Here is a 21250-nt window from a genome sequence, read left to right on the forward strand (position 1 = left end):
CAGTAACAAATCGCTCATAAGCTTGCGAGCGAAATTTCCCTGTACCGGCCATGAAATGAGGTTGGATTGAAAAAGGTTGCAGATATTTCATCCCAAAACGGCGCTACGTTTATGGATATTGCGCTTGAAGAGGCAAAATCTGCCGCCACTCGTGGTGAGGTGCCGATTGGTGCTGTACTCGTCCATGACGGAGAAATCATTGCACGCGCCGGCAACCGGACGCGAGAATTGAACGATATCACCGCCCACGCCGAAGTGCTTGTGATCCGGCAGGCCGGTGAAACGCTCCAGTCGGAACGGCTTATCGACTGCGACCTCTATGTCACCCTTGAACCCTGCGCGATGTGCGCAGCCGCAATCTCATTTGCACGTATCCGCCGTCTTTATTATGGGGCCGCAGACCCTAAAGGCGGCGGAGTTGAATATGGGCCGCGCTTTTATACGCAGCCCACATGCCATCACATTCCTGAAGTCTATACCGGTTTCTCGGAAGAAGACTCTCAGACCCTACTCCGGGAATTCTTTCGCGAGAAACGATGAACCAACTTAATTAGTTACGCGATGTCCCGTCATGTGCCGCAGCGTGTCATCACGCAGCACAAAATGATGAAGCAGCGCCATAATCACATGACCAACAATGATAGCCAGCAAAATCCAGCCCAAAAGGCCGTGAGCAGCATTAGCGGGAGCAGTCAGGGCCGCATCCTGAACACCAGTTTTCGCAAAAATTTCTATACCTAGAAACGAGAACCCACGGCCATTGCCATAACTGCGCAACAGCGCCAGCGCAGGCACGACGAACATAAGGGCATAAATCACCAGATGGCCAAGGCCTGCAAACTTGCCAGTCAGCCCCGCATGATGCGGTCGCCGGGAATAATTGAGTACCCCCCAAACACCCCGGAAAAGTAGCAGAACCAAAAGAGCAAACCCGACCTGAAAATGGGTTGGCCAGAAAAAATTATAAAATAAAGTATCCTTAGCGAATATGCGAAGAATGGTTGAGGTGAACTGCCAGACAAAAAGTGCTGCCATAGACCAGTGGAAGCAACGGCTGACCAGCCCGTATCCGTCAGGAGTGTCCCAAAAGCGGTTTGATTTATACATAATAAGCACCTTATATACCAAAAAGAGCAGGCTATGGCCCTGCCAGAATGTTTTCCTTGATTGAAATCAAATATTGTTTATGAAAACCGACATTAAAAATATTTAATGTATAAAAGTCATCAGCACTGACATCCTAATTTATTATATTCGTTCAAGTATAATGAAAATCAGCCGGAAGAGTTAACTTCCGACTGACTAACTTATAACAGATGATGATTTATATAATCAATTCCAAGGCAGCATATCGCGCCAGCTCTTGCCACCGCCACCAGCGGCTTTCTTGCGCTCGCGCTCTTTCTGAGCCTCATCCTGTCCAAGCTCACCTGCAGATGCAGTAGACGCTGGCTGACGATAAGCCAATGGCGGTTCACTGAGGTACTTACGCGTCGAGGATGAACCCTGAGCCTGCTGCTCCCGCGCTTTTTTCAACTCTGCCACACGAGCGGGGTCTGCAGTCGGTGTCCGCGTCGCGAATTCTTCACGACGGCTGCTACCACTTGGAAGGTTGCCTGCATTGCTGGCAATCGGCGCATCCTGTTCAATCGGCGAAACAAAGTTCGGATTGTCGCGATTTGCAGTGATTTCATCACGCAAACGCTTGCGACGCTGTTCCGGTGATTCTGGCCATGATGGATCACCAGCACTCGCTAGACTCTCTTGCGGCGCTGGCAGAACACCCTTATCGCCTTGTGCCGGACGCACAAGATCAGGACGCGGCTTATAATCAATACGCTCTTTTTTCTTGCCCTGACCGAAGCTAGCCATATTCGACATATCGTCGAGAAGCTGAGCACTCGCTGTTTTGTCGGTCCCGTAAGTCGGCGACGACACGCAGCCTGACAGTGCGAGACCCGCAACCGCCGTCATCAATACCAGAACTCGTCCTTCAATCTTCATAAGCGCCACTTCTTTTACGCCTGTCGATTTTCTCTATGCCAGAGGCGTTTTCACACCTCTGCCTCAGAAAACCGGCAACTCCAAGGCAGATTGCAAGTTTATCTCAAAGATTGCCTTTTACATGAGAGCAACTCGACGGGCAATCGTGATATTAACCGCCATTTCACCATGACCTCACTTTATAAGGCAAGCCTTATGGTGAAAAGCCCGGAACCTCAAACGATGGCCGGGCTTTTCATCATTAAACTGAAAGCTTACCAAGAGCTTTCAATTCGCGCAGTGCAACTGCGTCACGCGCCGAGACTTCCGGGAATTCCGGATCAGATCCGACATCTGTCGTATAGCGCCATGAGCGTGCACATTTTTCACCTTCCGCACGCACAGGCACCACAGCGACGCCCTTGACATCATCAAGCACGAACGCTTCGGCCGGCGCTGCAGCATCGGTAAGCGAGATGCCACTCGTGATACAAATTTCAGCAAAATCCAAGCCGTCAAGCGAATCGGCCAGGCTCTTATCAGCAATGTAAACGACCGGCGCCGCTTCGAGTGAAGAACCAATGCGCTTGTCTGCGCGTTCCAGTTCGAGCGCACCCGTAACGACGCGACGGACATTGCGAACCTTGCGCCACTTTTCAGCCAGCACATCATCGCGCCATTCGCCAGGAGTGGTGCGGAACTGCTCCAGATGCACCGAAGCCGCGTTCGGATAACGATCAAGCCATGCTTCTTCCGTGGTGAAAGGCAGCATTGGTGCGAGCCATGTGGTCACACGATCAAAAATCGCACGAACTGTCTGAAGGGCAGCCTTACGACGGGAGCTCGACGGCGCATCGCAATAAAGCGCATCTTTGCGGATATCAAAATAGAAAGCCGAGAGTTCGACATTCATAAAATCGATCAAAGCGCGGGAAATACGCTTGAAATCAAACGCGTCATAACCGGAACGTACAACTTCATCAAGTTCAGCCAGACGATGCAGCATCAGACGCTCAAGCTCAGGCAGATCCGCATGCGGCAGTGTTTCGCCTTCATCATGGGCAAGCGTGCCAAGCATCCAGCGGATCGTGTTACGCAGCTTTCGATAAGCGTCGATATTGGTCTGGATGATGCTCTTGCCAAGGCGCTGATCTTCCCAATAGTCGGTCGTCATGACCCACAAACGCAGAATATCGGCGCCGGAATCCTTGATCACGTCCTGTGGCGTCACAGTGTTTCCGAGTGACTTCGACATCTTCTTGCCGTTCTCATCCATGGTGAAACCGTGGGTAACAACAGCATTGTAAGGCGCACGGCCACGCGTTCCGCAGCTTTCTAGCAGCGACGAGTGGAACCAGCCGCGATGCTGATCCGAGCCTTCCAGATAAACATCGGCAGGCCATTTCATGTCCGGACGATCTTCCAGCGTGAATGTATGCGTCGAACCCGAGTCGAACCAAACGTCAAGAATATCACGAACCTGCGTCCAGCTTTCATCAGCACGGTTGCCAAGGAAACGCTCACGTGCGCCATCGGCAAACCATGCGTCAGCGCCTTCCTCCTCGAAAGCTTCGAGAATGCGCTTATTGACGGCATCGTCCTGCAGGATATTGCCTTCATCATCGGCAAACACACAGATTGGCACGCCCCATGCGCGCTGACGCGAAAGCACCCAATCCGGGCGGCCTTCGATCATTGCGCGCAGACGCGTCTGACCAGCAGCAGGTACGAAACGAGTTTCCTCAATCGCTTTCAACGAACGCGAACGCAGCGTGGTGCCATCGCCAAGGTTCTTGTCCATATAGACAAACCATTGTGGCGTGTTGCGGTAGATGATCGGCTTCTTGGAACGCCACGAATGCGGATAAGAGTGCTTGAGACGTCCGCGCGCAAACAGATTGTTATGCGCAATCAGCTGCTTAATGACAGATTCGTTCGCATCACCCTTTTTGCCGTTATCGTCGATAACGCGTGCGGGACCGCCTTCACGATCAGGGCCAAAGCCCGGAGTGTCCTTGGTGTAATAGCCGTCATCGCCAACCGGGAACGGGATGCTTGAATCAATCCCGCGCGCTTCAAGTTCACGCGCCGCATCCATCCATGCTTCAAAGTCTTCGCGGCCATGGCTCGGTGCCGTGTGTACAAAGCCCGTACCGGCATCATCGGTGACATGATCGCCAGAGATAAGAGGAACCACGAACTCATATCCACCGGCAAAGCCTTTGAGCGGATGATGGAGTGTAACTGCGCCCAATTCTTCGAACGACACATCCCGTAAACGCTTGAATTCAAGCTTCGCCTTCTTTGCGCATTCTTCAGCGAGCTTATCGCCAAAGATCAGCTTTTCTCCGGCCTGCGGGCCGAAATCATTTTCAGCAGCAACGACTTCATAAAGGCCATAAGCAACGCGGTTTGAATAGGAAACCGCACGGTTGCCCGGAATGGTCCATGGAGTCGTCGTCCAGATAACGACCGAGCTCCCGGAAAGATCATTCGTTCCTGCGACCGGGAACTTAACCCAGATCATATCCGACTCAATGTCGTGATATTCAACTTCAGCTTCTGCCAGCGCTGTACGTTCGACCACCGACCACATAACAGGCTTTGAACCGCGATAGAGCTGGCCGGAGGCTGCGAACTTCAAGAGTTCGCCTGCGATGCGGGCTTCCGCATGGAAGTTCATCGTGGTGTAGGGATTTTCAAAATCGCCGCAGATTGCGAGACGTTTAAACTCTTCAGACTGAACCTTGATCCAGCCAGCTGCAAAATCACGGCATTCCTTGCGGAACTCGTTGATTGCGACTTCGTCTTTGTTCTTGCCCTGCGCGCGATATTTTTCTTCGATCTTCCATTCGATCGGCAGGCCATGGCAATCCCAGCCCGGCACATAATTCGAGTTGAAGCCGCGCATCTGGAAAGAGCGCGTGATGACGTCCTTGAGGATTTTGTTCAGCGCATGGCCGATATGGATATTGCCATTTGCATATGGAGGGCCGTCATGCAGAACATAAAGCGGACGGTCTTTCGCATCTTCGCGTAGCTTCTTGTAGAGGTTCATTTCCTCCCAGCGCTGCACAAAAAGCGGCTCGCGAGCTGGCAAGCCTGCGCGCATCGGAAATTCGGTCTGCGGAAGATTGAGCGTCTTGGAATAATCGATCTTGGCGGTCGTGTCGGTCATTTTATCATTTGCCTGTAATCCCGCACGGCAATGTGGCGGGTAAAAATGCTTGAATATTTAGAAAGTTGCGAGGCATAGCCGGTCGTTCCCGGACCTTCCTGCCATGCATTGCAATTCACGCAACGCCATCAAGGCTTAGAGGAAGGCCGGGCCAATAATTCGTATGGCCGCAATAATTTGCCGAAAATCCGTCATCATGAACACGCTTTTAGCAATGACCTTCGCAGGAATAAAGAGGCAGGGCGCAATAAACTTGCAGCCCTGCCCCAATAAACTTCACAGATTGAAAACTTTACAGATTGGCTTAGTTTGATCAATCCAGCGAGAAATCGAAACGATAAGTCGCAGATACGCCGACTGTAAACTGGTTCGGTGAACCATGATCTTTCACGATGCTGGAGTTTTTGGCTTTATCCTGAAGACGATTATATTCTGCAAAAAGACTCGTATCGATCTTGTCAGTTGCGCGCCAGGTAACAGCACCTCCAACGCCGACTGATTCCCAACCGCCGCCCGGGCGATATTCTTTCAGGCCAGAAGCCACAGCTTCTTCAGCCGTCACACCATAGTAAGTGCGCATATAATCTTTGGAAGCAAAGGTTGCGCGCGGGCCAGCCGAAATGCGCACAACAGGCGTCACGTCATAAAACGCATCCGCCGCAATATCAGCTACAACGCCCTTATGCGCACGGATACCGTGGCGCACCTCGCCGCGAACGCGCAGCCAGTCGGTTGGATAGACATCAACGAAACCACCGGCTTCACCACCAAATTTCGTTTCATGCAGACCGTCAATATCGGTATCTCGCTTGAACATCAGCTTGCCGACTGCACCGGCACGGAAACGATCCGTATCGATGAAAGCAAAGGCCGCATTGTCATTGCGCGATGAAAAACGCTCTGCTTCACCCTGACGGCCAAGAGAAATCAATGGTTGTCCTGAAAAGCGGTACTTGTTTGATCCCTCAAACTTCGGCGCAATCATTCCGGCTGCGCCGATCTTGAGATACCAATCGCCCGACCATGGATATTTACGGGCAGGCTTCACTTCCTGAGTCACATAAACATCTGTCTGCTGCATATCTGCGGCAATGACCGAAAGAGGACCAACGAACAGTGCGGCGCCTGTAACAAAGGCGAGAGAGACAATACGCGTCACATGAAACTCCGAAAACAGTTCCCCATAAAATTTAGGGATATTTATTACTGTTGAACGGAATATGTAAAATTAAACTTAAATCAAAGGTAGAAACATCAGCACATATTTATCCAAGTGTTGCAAGTAAACACTAATATGCTGGAAATGACAGAAGTCGATCCAGTTCTGACAAAGGTTTTGCACCCGCCAAAATCGCGTGTGATTCTTCTTCGTCGCGCTTCATCTGCGCAATCAGCGGATCAAGACCATCGAATTTCACTTCACCGCGCAAATAGCCGAAGAACGACACTTCAACGATTTCTCCATAGAGATCGCCGGTGAAATCAAAAACAAAGGTTTCAAGCAGCGGCTTGCCATCGCTTGCCACTGTTGGACGTCGGCCAAAGCTGGCAACGCCGTCATGCAGTACGCCATCTGCTCGGCGGAACCGCACAGCGTAAATACCGTGCTTCAGACTGACATGATCGTCGATCACCATGTTGGCGGTTGGAAAACCAAGGGTGCGGCCAAGCTTCTGACCATGGATGACTTCGCCACTCACACGATAGCGATAACCAAGCAGACCCGCCGCCTCTGCCACTTCGCCAGCGCATAAGAGCGAGCGAACACGCGTCGAGGAAACGAGGTTGCCCCCCTCGTCGCTAAATGCATCCACAAGAGATACGCTGAAGCCCGAAGACTGGCCAGCTTGCTCCAAAAATTGCGGTGTACCGCGCCGACCTTTACCGAAATGAAAATCGTAGCCAGTCACGACACGGCTGGCATGCAGCCGATCGACGAGGATATTACGCACAAAATCCTCAGCGGACTGGCCCGAGAACTCAGCCGTAAACGGCTGCTCGACCACGGCGTTAAAACCCATGAACCGAAGGATTTCCGCTTTTTCGGCAGCATCAGTTAACCGCTCGACCGGCTCATCAGGCTTAAAGAAACTGCGCGGATGCGGCTCAAAGGTCAGCACCACTGCGGGCAAATTATCGCGATCTGCCAATTCCAGCGCGCGTTCAAGGACAGCCTGATGACCGCGATGAACACCATCGAAGTTGCCAATCGCCACCACGCAATTACGCAGCGTAGGCGGCAATGCATCTGTTCCTGAAAGACGCTGAAAAGCAGATTTTGTCATGATCGAAGCAGATTCTCGAAACAGGTATCAGACAAGAGCATAAAGCGAGGCGATTGGAGAATGTCCATGTTTTTGCAGGAAAGCAGTCATTCTCTCGAGATCAACATTCCCATCCAACGTATAATCGGCAGCATGAACGCCCCCGGAAATATAGAGTACGTCAAGACCGTAATCCGCAGCGCCCTTTACGTCTGTCAGCACACCATCGCCGATGCCCAGTATACGGGACTTATCAACGGGACGACCACGAATTTCCTCGACCGCCTTTGAAGCCGCTTCATAAATCGGACGATGCGGCTTGCCGGCAATTAGTGTGCGACCGCCGAGCTGGCTATATTCACGCGCCAGCGCACCCGCGCACCAGATGAGTCGCGGACCGCGCTCAACCATAATGTCGGGATTTGCGCAAATCAGAGGCAGGTTGCGTGAGCGAAGGCGTTGAAGCAATTCCGCGTAATTTTCTGGTGTTTCGGTTTCGTCATCATAAAGTCCGGTACAGACGACACCAGCGGCTTCAAACTCTTCGACCAGTTCGACATCGAGGCCTTCATAGATCGCCAATTCGCGCTCGCTGCCGATATGGAAAATCTTGCGCGGGCCTTCGACAATCAGATCGCGGGTGACATCGCCAGATGTAACAACACGGTCGTAGGCGTCTTCCGGCACGCCAAGCAGCGTCATCTGTGCGATCACGCTGCCAAACGGACGCGGCGCATTGGTAACGAGAATAACCGTAATGCCCTTGGCGCGCGCGCGCTTGAGTGCTGCGACCGCAGTTGCAAAAGCCACTTCGCCATTGTGCAAAACACCCCAGACATCACAGAAGATCGCATCATATCCATCCGTCAGATCGTCCAGGCGTTCAGGCAGCTTCATTGTTTTCCTCAATATGCTGGGTCCGGCCTCTTGCCGGTTAAGTCGGACAATGCGCAAGCGCACCATGCGGTTTCCTCTACAAGAATGAGCCCGCTCTGTCACCACGCTTGCAACGCTCTGCGTCCAAATGAACGGATTGTGTTCAATCCTGGCCTTCCCCCATCAGGCTTGACCGGGCACAGACATCGTTAACCAAACTGACCGATTCCTGACCATAACCCTGCAAGTAGCCATGGGTTGGTGGATATTTTTCCGCCTGCCTTGCCACACGCCAGTATAGTCCCCACATGCGACGCCATCGGGCTTTCACAGCGCGAAATCTCCATTAAGCAAAAATTATTTTTTGCTTTCGTCAAAAAACGGCAACGATCCTTGACAAAGAATAAGACCAATTCTATCTCTTGGGTACGTTAGCACTCAGATAGATCGAGTGCTAACAAGCGCGGATCGGTTCGATCCGTTAACAGGGTTCAACGTCTATAACACCAAGGGTTATACCATGGCTGATATCAAGTTCCGCCCGCTTCATGACCGCGTCGTCGTTCGTCGCGTTGAATCGGAAGCTAAGACCGCTGGCGGGATCATCATCCCGGACACCGCTAAAGAAAAGCCACAGGAAGGCGAAATCGTCGCTGTTGGCGCTGGCGCTCGTGACGAAGCAGGCAAGCTGATCGCTCTCGAAGTGAAGGCTGGCGACAAGGTTCTGTTCGGCAAATGGTCGGGCACAGAAGTTAAGATCGGCGGCGAAGATCTGCTGATCATGAAAGAATCCGACATTTTGGGCATCGTTGGCTAATTTTTCGGGCTCGCGCCGGTATCGGCGAAGCCAGAGTTTAGTTACCGCCTGAATTTCAATTCACCATAATCTGACCGGGACATTTCCCAGGAGAGTAAAATGGCTGCTAAAGACGTAAAATTCGGTCGCACAGCGCGCGAAAAGATGCTGCGCGGCGTCGATATCCTCGCTGACGCTGTTAAGGTAACGCTCGGCCCTAAGGGTCGTAACGTTGTTATCGACAAGTCCTTCGGCGCTCCACGCATCACCAAGGACGGCGTATCGGTCGCTAAGGAAATCGAACTCGAAGACAAGTTCGAAAACATGGGCGCACAGATGCTGCGCGAAGTTGCTTCCAAGACCAACGACACTGCTGGTGACGGCACGACCACTGCGACGGTTCTCGGCCAGGCTATCGTTCAGGAAGGCGCAAAAGCTGTTGCTGCCGGCATGAACCCGATGGACCTGAAGCGCGGTATCGACCTCGCAGTCACTGAAGTTGTTGCAAACCTTCTCGGCAAGGCCAAGAAGATCAACACTTCGGAAGAAGTTGCTCAGGTTGGCACCATCTCCGCTAACGGCGAAGCCGAAATCGGCAAGATGATCGCTGAAGCGATGCAGAAAGTCGGCAACGAAGGCGTGATCACGGTTGAAGAAGCCAAGACCGCTGAAACCGAACTCGAAGTCGTTGAAGGCATGCAGTTCGACCGCGGCTACCTGTCGCCATACTTCGTCACCAACCCAGACAAGATGGTTGCTGATCTCGAAGACGCATACATCCTTCTGCACGAAAAGAAGCTTTCGAACCTGCAGGCTCTTCTGCCAGTGCTCGAAGCTGTTGTTCAGACCTCGAAGCCACTCGTCATCATCGCTGAAGACGTAGAAGGCGAAGCGCTTGCAACGCTCGTTGTCAACAAGCTGCGTGGCGGCCTGAAGATTGCTGCTGTTAAGGCTCCTGGCTTCGGCGATCGCCGCAAGGCAATGCTCGAAGACATCGCGATCCTCACCGGCGGTCAGGTTATCTCCGAAGATCTCGGTATCAAGCTTGAAACCGTTACGCTCGACATGCTCGGCCGTGCGAAGAAAGTTTCGATCACCAAGGAAAACACCACGATCGTTGACGGTGCAGGCCAGAAGGCTGAAATCGACGCACGCGTTTCCCAGATCAAGCAGCAGGTTGAAGAAACCACTTCTGATTACGACCGCGAAAAGCTTCAGGAACGTCTTGCTAAGCTCGCTGGTGGCGTTGCAGTTATCCGCGTTGGCGGTGCAACTGAAATCGAAGTTAAGGAAAAGAAGGACCGCGTTGACGACGCTCTGAACGCAACCCGCGCTGCGGTTGAAGAAGGTATTGTTGCTGGTGGTGGTACTGCTCTGCTCCGCGCTTCGTCGCAGATCGCTGCTAAGGGTGCAAACCCTGACCAGGAAGCTGGCATCAACATCGTTCGTCGCGCTCTGCAGGCTCCTGCTCGCCAGATCACGACCAATGCTGGTGAAGAAGCTTCGGTTATCGTTGGCAAGATCCTTGAAAACGGCTCGGACACCTATGGCTACAACACAGCCAATGGCGAATTCGGCGACCTGATCAAGGCTGGCGTTGTTGACCCGGTTAAGGTTGTTCGCACCGCTCTGCAGAATGCAGCATCGGTTGCTGGTCTCCTGATCACGACTGAAGCCATGATTGCTGAACTGCCTAAGAAGGATGCAGCTCCTGCTGGCATGCCTGGCGGTATGGGCGGCATGGGCGGCATGGATTTCTAAGAAATCCATCCGAGTATTGCGCAGCACAGGCGACTTCGCCTGTGCGGCCGCGACAATACGGCTTGTAAAAGAAAAACCTTCGGTCTGGGCCGGAGGTTTTTTTTATGCCTTTTTTAAAACTCGTCACTTCTTCACACAGCAAGTGACGAACAAGATTTAAGGTATAAAATTGGGAGAAAAGCAGTCTTCGATTGCTTTTCTTACATTGTGTAACTCTTTGTGATTTATAGAAAATTTACCTATCGCAGGCTTTACTAAGGAAGCTGCGATTATTTTAGCATTTTCTGATTTACATTCTGCAGTTTTCATGGTCAATCGCTATCGATACGAGATGGACTTCCTGTTTGCCCCCGCACTTTGGAAGTCCTGTCTCAGGCAACAGGAAAGGCAGGCGCGAGCCTGCCTTTCCACTTTTACACTATAAGGCTCATCGACTGCTCATTCCGCAGCTTCAGCCTGATTATAATCGCGGCCCGACGCACGCGCGTCATAACGCACCCGCGCCATCATGACATGCGCTTCATTGGCAATGGCCCATTCACCCAAAGCACGGACAGGCTTCAGCAAATCGCGGCCCAGATCGGTTAATTCATATTCCACCTTGGGCGGGATCGTCGGGAAAACAGTTCGCGAGACAAACCCGTCCCGCTCCAGATTCCGCAGCGTTGTCGTCAGCATTTTCTGTGAAATACCATCAACTGTGCGGCGGATTTCATTAAATCGCATTGGACCATTGCCAAGATAACTCACAACCAGAACTGTCCACTTATCACCCACGCGCGACAAAATATCGGTCACAGCCCTGCAAGCACTGGTTTCCTTGAAGTCACCGGGTTTCATAAAAGTGCCTCCTTGCGCTATATCCAGTCACCAGTATAGCCTCAGTTTCCATTGGTTACCATCAAAAAGGAAACACCCATGAGCAAGCTAAAAGTCGCTGTGATTATCGGCAGCACCCGTGAACAGCGCTTCTCGCCTGTATCGGCAGAATGGATCGCGAAGGTTGCCGCTGAACGCCCTGAGTTCGACGTTGAAGTTCTCGATCTTGCCGATTATCCGATGGGCTTTTATGGCGATAGTGCAACGACAACCGCACAGGCGGAGACCGCCGACAAGTGGAAAACCAAGCTTCGCGCGTTCGACGCTTATATCCTGACTGCTGCCGAATATAACCATGCGCCGACGGCGGTTCTGAAAAACGCCATCGATTATGGTGACTGGATTCAGAAGCCGATGGGCTTTGTCGGTCATGGCGGCGTTGGTGGTGCACGCGCGGTTGAACAGCTGCGGATGATCGCAGTTGAGATGTCATCCATGTCGGTCAAGACTGGCGTCCATATCCTGTTCCCGGACTACCTCGCAGTTGTCAAAAAGGAGAACACGCTGGATGACTTCCCGCATCTTGCTGAAGCGGCCAAGAACATGCTCGATCAATTGGCATGGTGGGGCCATGCTTTGAAGGCCGCTCGCCTCGGATAATTAATTGATGACAAGCCGGGCTATCCCGGCTTGTCGCAATGCCGTTTCGCCCTATGATTATCTGAACTTAACTGAGATTGGATAATCATATGCGCAAAGAACTACCGATAGCGACTGCTCCACAAGATGGTCGCAAAATAACCGTGGTCTGGATCGATGACGACGATCAGCGCAATGAGTCGGTTGGCCAGTATCGCTCGCTCGATAAGCTGAAAGCCGGCGGCGGTGACTGGGATGAAACGGACACTGGCTGGTGGATTTTCACCGATAGTAAGACACAGCAAAAAGTCGAGCCGACTGCGTGGATTTCGGAAACCGATGACGGTGATGACGACAGCGATGATAACTAGATTTTGATACGGTATAACACTCAATAAAATTTGACTTTTATAATCATATTTTATCAAATGGTTACGTGTTAGAGCGCATCCCAAAAAGTGTGAAGCGGTTTTTGGAAAAGATGCGCGTTAAAATGAAAATTTAGCGCATATTTCGATCTGATTAAATCAGATTGAAATATGCGCTAAAGCGTTACCATAGATGCATTGCGTAGCCCATAATTTCCCAATGCTGTTATTCTCGAATCGACAGATAGGCGCTTCCTACCTGAAACCAGAGCCGGAGACTGAAAATGACTGCCACGCGTACCGAAACAGATACGTTCGGACCGATCGACGTTGCCTCGGATCGTTACTGGGGTGCGCAAACTCAGCGCTCTTTGCAAAACTTCAAAATTGGTGGCGAGCGTATGCCCCTCCCCCTCGTCCATGCATTGGGCGTTGTGAAGCGCGCGGCAGCTGAAACCAATATTGCGCTTGGCAAGCTTGATCCGGTTCTGGGACAGGTCATCGCCGTTGCTGCTTCAGAAGTGATTGAAGGCAAGCTTGATGATCATTTCCCGCTGGTTGTCTGGCAAACTGGCTCTGGTACGCAGTCGAACATGAACGCGAACGAAGTTATTTCCAATCGAGCAATTGAGCTTCTGGGCGGCGAGCTAGGTTCGAAAAAGCCAGTCCATCCCAATGACCACGTCAATATGAGCCAGTCTTCGAATGACACTTTCCCGACTGCAATCCATATCGCGACGGCGGTTGAAACTGTTCAACGCCTCTATCCTGCTCTGACACGCCTCACCAAAGCGCTCAAGGATAAGGAAGACGCGTTCGAGCACATCATCAAGATTGGCCGCACCCATACTCAGGATGCAACGCCGGTCACACTCGGTCAGGAATTCTCTGGCTATCGCGCAGCACTTGAATATGCGCGTCATCGCATTGAACAGTCGCTCGCCGACGTTTTCCTGCTGGCGCAAGGCGGCACCGCAGTGGGTACCGGCCTCAATGCACCGAAGGGCTTCGATACCGGCTTTGCCGATGCAGTGAGCGAAATCACTGGCCTCAGCTTCAAAACCGCGCCAAACAAGTTTGAGGCTCTTGCCAGCCATGGTGCGCTTGCAAATTTCCACGGCAGCCTCAACGCGCTGGCCGCTGATCTCTTCAAAATCGCAAATGATATTCGTTTCCTCGGCTCTGGCCCGCGCTCGGGCCTCGGTGAACTTTCACTGCCAGAAAATGAACCCGGCTCATCGATCATGCCCGGAAAGGTTAATCCGACGCAGGCTGAAGCTCTGACAATGGTTGCAACACAGGTCTTTGGCAATCAAACAACTGTGACGGTTGCTGCAAGCCAAGGTCATTTCGAGTTAAACGTCTTCAAGCCGGTCATTGCCTATAACGTGCTGCAGTCGATCCGAATTCTGAGCGACGCCATGGTTTCCTTTGCAGATCATTGCGTGGAGGGCATTGAAGCCAATGAAGATCGTATCAAGGATCTTCTTGATCGCTCGCTGATGCTCGTCACCGCTTTGGCTCCCGCCATCGGCTACGACAATGCCGCCAAGATTGCGAAGACCGCACATAAAAACGGTACGACCTTGCGCGAAGAAGCATTAAAGAGTGGGCATGTCTCGGAAGAAGACTATGAACGTCTTGTCCGCGCAGAGAAGATGATCGCTCCGGAATAACTGTTCACGATAATCGAACAAACTGTCGAGGAATATCTATCTTTCCTTGACAGTTCTAACCGTTTAACTCGTAGCTCATATTCATTTGGAGATACCAACAATGTCCTCGATTACTCCTCAGAGCAACGGTCTTGCGACGCTCGTCGCACGCGTCTTCCTTTCCATCCTGTTCATTCTCGCTGGTTTCAGTAAGCTGACTGCGATTTCCGGCACAGCTGGTTATTTTGCTGGCCTGGGTCTTCCGGTTCCAACTGTAACAGCTGTTATCGTTGGTCTGGTTGAGTTTGTCGGCGGTCTTGCCATTCTTGTCGGTTTCCAGACCCGTATTGCTGCTGCAATCGTTGCGCTGTTCACCATCGGCGCGACACTCGTTGCTCACATGAACTTCGCCGAAGGCATGAATGCTCTGATGGCGCAGAAGAACCTCGCCATCGCTGGTGGCCTTATCCTTCTCGCACTGCAGGGCGCAGGCTCGATCTCGATCGACGCAAAGCGTGGCTAATTCCCGCTCTCATGCCTGACTTTGAAAAGCCGTGCTTCATCAGCACGGCTTTTTAGCATCAGCCCTATCAAGACACAGAACTGTTACTTGAGCTGCGGTAATATTGCGTCGGGCGAACTTGTAAGATAATGCAACCGCCTATTTTCATTTTGATAGACCTGTCTTGCTCCCAGACAAGTCTCATAACTTAGCTTGTAGAGAAAAAATGGCCGTTTCCCCCACAACGAACAGTCAGCCTCGTGCTGCTACCCATCAGGGCAATAATTACAGCTTTGCACTTGCCAGCCTTACCATGCTCTTTTTCATGTGGGGTTTTATCACGTGTCTCAACGACATTTTGATACCACACCTCAAGGGCGTTTTTCAGCTCAACTACTTCCAGTCGATGCTGATCCAGTTCTGCTTCTTCGGCGCTTACTTCATCGTCTCGCTGCCTGCTGGCGCACTCGTGAAACGCATCTCCTATAAATGGGGTATTGTGACCGGCCTGGTGATTGCAGCCATTGGTTGTGCGCTGTTCATTCCAGCGGCATCCTATCGCGTTTATGGACTTTTCCTCGGCGCGCTTTTCGTGCTGGCTTCAGGCGTCACGATCCTTCAGGTGGCCGCAAATCCTTATGTCACTATTCTCGGCAAACCTGAAACAGCGGCCAGCCGTCTGACGCTGACACAGGCCTTCAACTCTCTCGGGACAACCGTCGCCCCATCCTTCGGCGCACTCCTGATCCTGTCTGCAGCCACCAGCGATGCGGCAAGCTCTGCACAAGCAGATGCCGTTCAGTTCCCTTATCTCATGCTCGCATTGGCTTTCGCAGTTCTTGCAATCGTTTTCGCGATCCTGAAGCTACCTGACGTTCAGGAAGAAGAAGCGGTCCTGACCAAGGAAGATGGCTCAGCCTGGCAATATCGCCATCTGGTCTTGGGTTCGATCGGCCTGTTCGTCTATGTCGGTGCAGAGGTCAGCGTAGGCAGCTTCCTCGTCAACTTCCTCAATGATCCCAATGTTGCGGGTCTGGCAGAGTCTGAGGCGGCACATTACGTTTCCTATTTCTGGGGCGGTGCAATGCTCGGACGCTTTATCGGTGCAATTGCCATGCGCTATATTGATGACGGCAAGGCGCTGGCTTTCAATGCGCTCGTGGCCATCATCCTGCTGCTTATCACCGTTGCAACCACAGGACATGTCGCGATGTGGTCGGTTCTCGCAATCGGTCTATTCAACTCGATCATGTTCCCGACGATCTTCAGCCTGGCGCTGCATGGTCTTGGAAAACACACCAGTCAGGGTTCGGGCATTCTGTGTCTGGCCATAGTGGGTGGCGCGATCATCCCACTGATTCAGGGCGCGCTGGCAGATAAAGTCGGCATTCATCTGGCATTCCTGATGCCAATCATCTGCTACATCTACATCGCCTATTACGGCTTGATTGGCAGCAAGCCGAAAAATTAAAACAAAAAAGCCGGTCTGAATCTCAGACCGGCTTTTTAAATTCACCATTATACTATTAGCCAGCCAAACCGTTGCGAATACGCGAAACAACCTCCGCCACTTTTGCATTGGCTTCACTGCGACGTGCTGAAACGAGACAAGCCTGCGAACGCAGGATAATGCCATCTTCCAACACTTTAAGCTTGTTTGCAGTCAGCGTTGAGCCGGTCGAGGTAATATCGACAATCATATCTGCCGAACCCGCCGCAGGCGCGCCTTCGGTTGCACCCAGACTTTCAACGATGCGATAGACCTGAATACCGTGCTTCTGTGAGAAGAACTGCTGTGTCAGACGCCAGTATTTCGTGGCAATGCGCAGACGGCGACCATGACGCTGGCGGAAATCGGCAGCCACATCATCAAGGTCGGCCATGGTCGTCACATCGCGCCAGACTTCAGGCACAGCAACCACAACATCCGCATGGCCAAAACCAAGCTCTGCCTCAATCGACACGCGCTCATCGGCATGGGCGAGCGTTTCACGAACAAGGTCTTCACCCGTCACGCCCAGATCAACGCTGCCATAGCCAAGTTCACGTGCAATTTCCGACGCCGACAAAAACAGAATGTCGAGATCGTTATCACCATCAACCCGCGCGCGGTAATTGCGCGAGTCATCTGGCAGAACAACCTTGTATCCGGCCTTTTCCAGCACGGCGAGCGTCTGCTCTTTCAGCCGTCCCTTGGACGGAAGTGCGAGCGTTACAGTCATGATTGTTCTCCGCTCAGTGCCTCGAGCCTGTCGAGCCAGATTGAAAAACCAACGCCCGGAATGTTTTCGGAAGCACCAAGCATGGTCAACAGCCGATCGTAACGACCGCCACCGGCCAGCACCTTATCTTTGTCGCCGCCCGCCTGACGGATTTCATAAACAAGGCCCGTATAGTAATCGAGCGGACGTCCGAAAGACGCATCGTAGACAATGTCTTCGGCAGGAATACCGGCTGCAATGATCGCATCCGTGCGCGCTTCAAACTTTTGCAGGACAGCGCTCAGATCAAGCGCATTATCAGCAGCAAAAGCGCGCAGTGTAATGCTTGCTGTTTCGAGAGAAACGCGTGTCGAAAGAAAACGCTTCAGCACATCGAGTGCAGATGAAGTGAAACGGGCCGCGGCCAGATCTTCCTTCTCGATCAGACGTCGGGCGATTTCCGCAGGTGTGCGTCCCGCGCCCGGCGACATGCCAGCTTCGAGCATTTCTGCTTCCAGCATACGTGCCAACCCTGCCTCGTCCCCTTGAGCCACAAGCCCGGCCAGATGTTCCGGCAACGGGTCAGTACGCTGTTCGCCAGTCAGCTCGGCTAAAGCTGCTTCCATTGTACGGGAATCGCCAAAGGCACGCAGCAGCTTTTTACGCCATCCTTGCGGAAGCCCCAAGGCTTTCAGCATACCTGCAAAAACGGACTGATCACCCAGCACAATTTCAAGCTTGGCATTGGGCGCTGCGGCATGAACACAGGCCAACGCATCAGCAATCGAACGCGCGTCCGATACTGCTTCGTCTGTTGCACCGAGATCCTCGATCCCTGCCTGAAGAAACTCAGCCGCGCCATCGCGACGCTGACGAAACACCTCACCCAGATAGGCATAACGCTTCGGGGTTGCTGCATTGAGCGCAATGTGATTGCGGCAGACCGGAATGGTAAACTCCGGGCGCAGGCAAAGGCTGTCGCCATTTTCATTTTCGGTGAGAAAGATACGGCGACGCAAATCTTCGCCCGCCATGTCCAGGAACGGATCGGCAGGCTGGATCAGCGGTATATCGACAAGCTCAGCTTCACTGGCATCAAGCTGTCCGCGAAGCGTCGTGAAGACCAAAGATGTACGTTGACCGACCATATTATCCGTCACTTCGACTGTTGTGCGCGATCGCGAGCTTGCGCATCTAGGATTTCGCGCACTGCCGCAACGATCCCCTCTTCCTTGACCGTGACCTGCGCCGGGCGGCTTTCGCGCCAGGTTGCATTGTCTTCGATCTCGGCAGAAATGCGCTTGCCTTCAATCAGATCTTTGATCTGAACTTCGCCAGCCTCACGCTCTTGCGAACCTTGAATAATCACGCACGGCGCATCACGACGGTCTGCATATTTCATCTGCGCCTTCATGCCGGAACCGCCGACATACATTTCGGCGCGGATACCAGCCTGACGCAGATCAGAAACCATCTTTTGATAGCGCCCAAGGCTTGCAGCGTCCTTGTCCATGACCAGCACGACGACGGGACCAACAACATCGGACACATCAAGCTTGCCGAGATTTTTCAGCGCCGTCATCAGGCGCGAAACGCCGATGGAGAAGCCGGTTGCCGGAACGGGTTCGCCACGGAAACGCGAAACCAGACCGTCATAACGACCGCCGCCGCCAACTGAGCCGAACACAACCTTCTGGCCATCTTCGTTGGTGACATCAAACAGAAGCTCGGCTTCAAAAACAGGGCCGGTATAATATTCGAGACCACGCACGACCGAAGGATCGATCTTCACGCGACCTTCATAGCCACCAGCGTCGAACAGAGCTTCCATATCGGAAAGCTCTTTCACGCCTTCTTCGCCCTTAGCGTTACCAGCAACAACAGCCTGCAAATTGGCGATGGTTTCAGCACCGGTTGCGCCACCCGCAGCGGTGAAGGCGAGAACCTTTTCCACAGCCGCATCGGACAGTTCAGCGCCCTTGGTGAAATCGCCGCTCTCGTCAAGACGGCCCTTGCCCAGCAAAAGACGAACGCCTTCAGCGCCAAACTTGTCGAGCTTGTCGATGGCACGCAACACGTTGAGGCGCTTGCCAGCATTCGCATCACCTTCAAGGCCGATGGCTTCGAGCACACCATCGAGAACCTTGCGGTTGTTGACGCGGATCACGTAATCGCCGCGCTGAATGCCAAGGCGTTCAACCGTGTCGGCCATCATCATGCACATTTCGGCATCAGCCGAGACATTTGGCGCGCCAACCGTATCGGCATCGAACTGCATGAACTGGCGGAAACGACCTGGACCCGGCTTTTCGTTGCGGAACACCCAGCCATTGCGATAGCTGCGATAGGGCTTCGGCAAGCTTTCGTAGTTTTCCGCCACGAACCGTGCTAGCGGCGCAGTCAGATCGTAGCGAAGCGACAGCCACTGCTCGTCATCATCTTGAAACGAGAATACACCTTCATTCGGACGATCCTGATCGGGCAGGAATTTTCCGAGTGCATCGGTATATTCGATAAGCGGCGTTTCCACAGGCTCGAAGCCATAAAGATCGTAAACTTCGCGGATGGTCGCGGTCATCTTTTCGGTGGCGCGCAGATCATCCGGCACCCGATCGACAAACCCACGTGGCAACCGTGCCTTCATCTTGTCCGCTTTGTCGGCCATTTTTCCCGCCTGATCACTGATTTTGTTCATATTACGCCAGAAAAAACCGGCAAATTCATTGCCGGTTTCCTACCCCATCAAACGGGGTGCGGCAAGTGCAGGAAGAGCTTTAAAAAGACGCGCTTAACGCGTGGCGATGGCAACGGCCACGCCAGCCATCATTCCGGCGCAGGTGCGGTTGGCGATCTTGACCATGCGCGGGGTGCGCAAAAAGCGACGTGCCTGCACGGCCAGCAACACCCATGCATTGTAAACAACGGCCAGAACCATGAACATAACCAGCAACAATTCGCCCCAGCCGAGGATCGAAACGCCGGTTAGATCAATTACAGTCGGCAGGATGGCAACATAGAAAACCATGATTTTCGGATTGCCAAGCGTGATCGCCAGAGCGCTCAGGAAAAGGCCGCCTGCCTCATTGCGACGCGGGATGATTGCGTCATTGGTAAGATCGTTAACAGGCGCAAACCACATTTTCCAGGCGAGATAAGCCAGATAGACGAGGCCAGCATATTTAAGCACGAGAAAGACTGTGTGGAAATTCTGCGCCAGCGTTGAAAGCCCCCAGACAGCGAGTGACAACCAGACGGCATCACCGATCCAGAGTCCGACCATGAAGGGAAACACGCCCTTATGGCCACGGCTGATAACGCGCGCGACCAGCGCTCCAATGTTTGGACCCGGCGTACCGGCTGCAACCATCAAAATTCCAGCAAAGACTGCCAGCGACGCCAGATCCATTTGTTTCTCCTGTCGCCGCTTTCTGCCAGAAAAATAATGCAAACGCAATCAACGCCTAAGGACGCTCAAACGACGTTCTTAAGTCTTCAATATAAGGGCGGCAATGGCAGCCTTCGATGTGGTCATTCACCAGCCCCATGGCTTGCATAAAGGCATAGACTGTTGTCGGCCCGACAAAAGACCAACCACGTTTTTTGAGGTCTTTGGAAATACGCGTTGAGGTCGCCGTTGTTGGATTGGCAATAAGCGTCGGATAATCGACCACGGCAGGGCGATCCTCCGCACCCGGTTCAAACGACCAAAAGTAAGCGGCCAGAGAGCCTTTTTCCTTCACCAGTTCAATAGCACGATTTGCATTGTTGATGGTGGAAACGATCTTACCGCGATGACGCACTATGCCCTTATCAGCGAGCAGACGTTCAATATCCTTATCGTCATAAAGTGCGACACGATTGAAATCGAAGCCATCAAAGGCTGCGCGAAAATTCTCACGCTTGCGCAGGATCGTCAGCCACGACAGGCCAGACTGGAAACCTTCAAGGCAAATCTTCTCAAACAGGCGATGATCGTTCGTAACAGGCACGCCCCATTCATTATCGTGGTAAGCGATATAATCAGGCAATTCGCCCGGCCAGAAACAACGCATTTTACCGTCTGCATTGACGATCAAGCCAGTCTTTTCCTGCACTGTATCGCTCATGTCTGCCCCCTGAACTTTCATCTTCTCTTAATCATGTCGCGCAACCTTGCGCTAACCACAACCACAATTTGAAGGTGTCTGTCGAACCAGACGGCCCAAAAT

Annotated in this window: 20 protein-coding genes; 8 read left to right on the forward strand and 12 right to left on the reverse strand. The window is 52.7% G+C overall.

Translation table 11 applies throughout. The annotated features are described in order from the left end of the window. Positions 1–111 precede the first annotated feature (111 nt). Positions 112–540: a nucleoside deaminase gene (locus tag U2P60_RS00705; RefSeq protein ID WP_409558691.1), complete on the forward strand. Its 429-nt coding sequence runs from the start codon at positions 112–114 to the stop codon at positions 538–540. A gap of 6 nt (positions 541–546) precedes the next feature. Here U2P60_RS00705 and U2P60_RS00710 read toward each other — a convergent pair whose 3' ends face one another. From U2P60_RS00710 to U2P60_RS00735, 6 genes are all read right to left on the reverse strand, one after another. Further along, complete coding sequence (locus U2P60_RS00710; protein ID WP_413570818.1) at positions 547–1107, reverse strand: cytochrome b; 561 nt, start codon at positions 1105–1107, stop codon at positions 547–549. A 225-nt stretch (positions 1108–1332) separates the two neighbouring features. After that, a complete protein-coding gene (locus U2P60_RS00715; RefSeq protein WP_313830014.1) occupies positions 1333–2004 on the reverse strand; it encodes a hypothetical protein in 672 nt (223 codons plus the stop codon). Positions 2005–2245: 241 nt separating this feature from the next. Next, positions 2246–5161, reverse strand: coding sequence for an isoleucine--tRNA ligase (gene ileS / locus U2P60_RS00720; protein WP_413570819.1), 2916 nt, complete (start codon positions 5159–5161; stop codon positions 2246–2248). A gap of 313 nt (positions 5162–5474) precedes the next feature. Then, positions 5475–6242, reverse strand: a complete 768-nt coding sequence (locus U2P60_RS00725; RefSeq protein WP_413571951.1) for a MipA/OmpV family protein — start codon at positions 6240–6242, stop codon at positions 5475–5477. Positions 6243–6450: 208 nt separating this feature from the next. Further along, the gene (locus U2P60_RS00730; RefSeq protein WP_413570820.1) at positions 6451–7446 is read right to left on the reverse strand and encodes a bifunctional riboflavin kinase/FAD synthetase; all 996 of its coding nucleotides are present in this window, start codon (positions 7444–7446) and stop codon (positions 6451–6453) included. Positions 7447–7473: 27 nt separating this feature from the next. Further along, positions 7474–8322: a TIGR01459 family HAD-type hydrolase gene (locus U2P60_RS00735; protein ID WP_313828806.1), complete on the reverse strand. Its 849-nt coding sequence runs from the start codon at positions 8320–8322 to the stop codon at positions 7474–7476. Positions 8323–8821: 499 nt separating this feature from the next. Here U2P60_RS00735 and groES point away from each other — a divergent pair, with 499 nt between their 5' ends. After that, a complete protein-coding gene (groES, locus tag U2P60_RS00740) occupies positions 8822–9118 on the forward strand; it encodes a co-chaperone GroES (protein WP_006472506.1) in 297 nt (98 codons plus the stop codon). Between the two features lie 99 nt (positions 9119–9217). Continuing rightward, on the forward strand, positions 9218–10858 hold the full coding sequence (gene groL / locus U2P60_RS00745) for a chaperonin GroEL (protein WP_313828807.1): 1641 nt from the start codon (positions 9218–9220) through the stop codon (positions 10856–10858). Between the two features lie 438 nt (positions 10859–11296). Here the strand turns inward: groL and U2P60_RS00750 are convergent, their stop codons facing one another. Continuing rightward, entirely contained in the window at positions 11297–11698 is a 402-nt protein-coding gene (locus U2P60_RS00750; protein ID WP_413570821.1) for a winged helix-turn-helix transcriptional regulator, read from the reverse strand. Between the two features lie 78 nt (positions 11699–11776). On the opposite strand from U2P60_RS00750, the gene U2P60_RS00755 reads away from it, so the two are divergent. From U2P60_RS00755 to U2P60_RS00775, 5 genes are all read left to right on the forward strand, one after another. Beyond that, positions 11777–12337, forward strand: a complete 561-nt coding sequence (locus U2P60_RS00755; protein ID WP_413570822.1) for an NADPH-dependent FMN reductase — start codon at positions 11777–11779, stop codon at positions 12335–12337. Between the two features lie 89 nt (positions 12338–12426). Beyond that, the gene (locus tag U2P60_RS00760; RefSeq protein WP_313828810.1) at positions 12427–12687 is read left to right on the forward strand and encodes a hypothetical protein; all 261 of its coding nucleotides are present in this window, start codon (positions 12427–12429) and stop codon (positions 12685–12687) included. Between the two features lie 281 nt (positions 12688–12968). Beyond that, positions 12969–14360, forward strand: a complete 1392-nt coding sequence (fumC, locus tag U2P60_RS00765) for a class II fumarate hydratase (protein ID WP_313828811.1) — start codon at positions 12969–12971, stop codon at positions 14358–14360. A gap of 100 nt (positions 14361–14460) precedes the next feature. Beyond that, complete coding sequence (locus U2P60_RS00770; RefSeq protein WP_413570823.1) at positions 14461–14862, forward strand: DoxX family protein; 402 nt, start codon at positions 14461–14463, stop codon at positions 14860–14862. A gap of 205 nt (positions 14863–15067) precedes the next feature. Then, on the forward strand, positions 15068–16312 hold the full coding sequence (locus U2P60_RS00775) for a sugar MFS transporter (RefSeq protein ID WP_413570824.1): 1245 nt from the start codon (positions 15068–15070) through the stop codon (positions 16310–16312). A 55-nt stretch (positions 16313–16367) separates the two neighbouring features. Here U2P60_RS00775 and hisG read toward each other — a convergent pair whose 3' ends face one another. The 5 genes from hisG to U2P60_RS00800 all read right to left on the reverse strand — a co-directional run bounded on the left by hisG (position 16368) and on the right by U2P60_RS00800 (position 21148). Beyond that, the gene (gene hisG, locus U2P60_RS00780; protein ID WP_413570825.1) at positions 16368–17063 is read right to left on the reverse strand and encodes an ATP phosphoribosyltransferase; all 696 of its coding nucleotides are present in this window, start codon (positions 17061–17063) and stop codon (positions 16368–16370) included. Next, positions 17060–18190, reverse strand: a complete 1131-nt coding sequence (locus tag U2P60_RS00785) for an ATP phosphoribosyltransferase regulatory subunit (RefSeq protein WP_413570826.1) — start codon at positions 18188–18190, stop codon at positions 17060–17062. Before U2P60_RS00785 ends, hisG begins: the two co-directional genes overlap by 4 nt. An 8-nt stretch (positions 18191–18198) precedes the next feature. After that, on the reverse strand, positions 18199–19707 hold the full coding sequence (gene hisS / locus U2P60_RS00790; protein WP_413570827.1) for a histidine--tRNA ligase: 1509 nt from the start codon (positions 19705–19707) through the stop codon (positions 18199–18201). 123 nt (positions 19708–19830) lie between these two features. Beyond that, positions 19831–20448, reverse strand: a complete 618-nt coding sequence (locus tag U2P60_RS00795; protein ID WP_313828819.1) for a LysE family translocator — start codon at positions 20446–20448, stop codon at positions 19831–19833. Positions 20449–20503: 55 nt separating this feature from the next. Next, on the reverse strand, positions 20504–21148 hold the full coding sequence (locus tag U2P60_RS00800) for a DNA-3-methyladenine glycosylase I (protein ID WP_413570828.1): 645 nt from the start codon (positions 21146–21148) through the stop codon (positions 20504–20506). Positions 21149–21250 lie beyond the last annotated feature (102 nt).

Source organism: Brucella sp. H1_1004 (assembly GCF_047308065.1).
Lineage (GTDB): Bacteria > Pseudomonadota > Alphaproteobacteria > Rhizobiales > Rhizobiaceae > Brucella > Brucella pseudogrignonensis_B.

Coding starts and splice junctions, on each gene's coding strand:
- U2P60_RS00705 (WP_409558691.1), top strand. CDS start 112: ATGGATATTGCGCTTGAAGAGGCAAAATCTGCCGCCACTCGTGGTGAG.
- U2P60_RS00710 (WP_413570818.1), bottom strand. CDS start 1,107: ATGTATAAATCAAACCGCTTTTGGGACACTCCTGACGGATACGGGCTG.
- U2P60_RS00715 (WP_313830014.1), bottom strand. CDS start 2,004: ATGAAGATTGAAGGACGAGTTCTGGTATTGATGACGGCGGTTGCGGGT.
- ileS (WP_413570819.1), bottom strand. CDS start 5,161: ATGACCGACACGACCGCCAAGATCGATTATTCCAAGACGCTCAATCTT.
- U2P60_RS00725 (WP_413571951.1), bottom strand. CDS start 6,242: ATGCAGCAGACAGATGTTTATGTGACTCAGGAAGTGAAGCCTGCCCGT.
- U2P60_RS00730 (WP_413570820.1), bottom strand. CDS start 7,446: ATGACAAAATCTGCTTTTCAGCGTCTTTCAGGAACAGATGCATTGCCG.
- U2P60_RS00735 (WP_313828806.1), bottom strand. CDS start 8,322: ATGAAGCTGCCTGAACGCCTGGACGATCTGACGGATGGATATGATGCG.
- groES (WP_006472506.1), top strand. CDS start 8,822: ATGGCTGATATCAAGTTCCGCCCGCTTCATGACCGCGTCGTCGTTCGT.
- groL (WP_313828807.1), top strand. CDS start 9,218: ATGGCTGCTAAAGACGTAAAATTCGGTCGCACAGCGCGCGAAAAGATG.
- U2P60_RS00750 (WP_413570821.1), bottom strand. CDS start 11,698: ATGAAACCCGGTGACTTCAAGGAAACCAGTGCTTGCAGGGCTGTGACC.
- U2P60_RS00755 (WP_413570822.1), top strand. CDS start 11,777: ATGAGCAAGCTAAAAGTCGCTGTGATTATCGGCAGCACCCGTGAACAG.
- U2P60_RS00760 (WP_313828810.1), top strand. CDS start 12,427: ATGCGCAAAGAACTACCGATAGCGACTGCTCCACAAGATGGTCGCAAA.
- fumC (WP_313828811.1), top strand. CDS start 12,969: ATGACTGCCACGCGTACCGAAACAGATACGTTCGGACCGATCGACGTT.
- U2P60_RS00770 (WP_413570823.1), top strand. CDS start 14,461: ATGTCCTCGATTACTCCTCAGAGCAACGGTCTTGCGACGCTCGTCGCA.
- U2P60_RS00775 (WP_413570824.1), top strand. CDS start 15,068: ATGGCCGTTTCCCCCACAACGAACAGTCAGCCTCGTGCTGCTACCCAT.
- hisG (WP_413570825.1), bottom strand. CDS start 17,063: ATGACTGTAACGCTCGCACTTCCGTCCAAGGGACGGCTGAAAGAGCAG.
- U2P60_RS00785 (WP_413570826.1), bottom strand. CDS start 18,190: ATGGTCGGTCAACGTACATCTTTGGTCTTCACGACGCTTCGCGGACAG.
- hisS (WP_413570827.1), bottom strand. CDS start 19,707: ATGGCCGACAAAGCGGACAAGATGAAGGCACGGTTGCCACGTGGGTTT.
- U2P60_RS00795 (WP_313828819.1), bottom strand. CDS start 20,448: ATGGATCTGGCGTCGCTGGCAGTCTTTGCTGGAATTTTGATGGTTGCA.
- U2P60_RS00800 (WP_413570828.1), bottom strand. CDS start 21,148: ATGAGCGATACAGTGCAGGAAAAGACTGGCTTGATCGTCAATGCAGAC.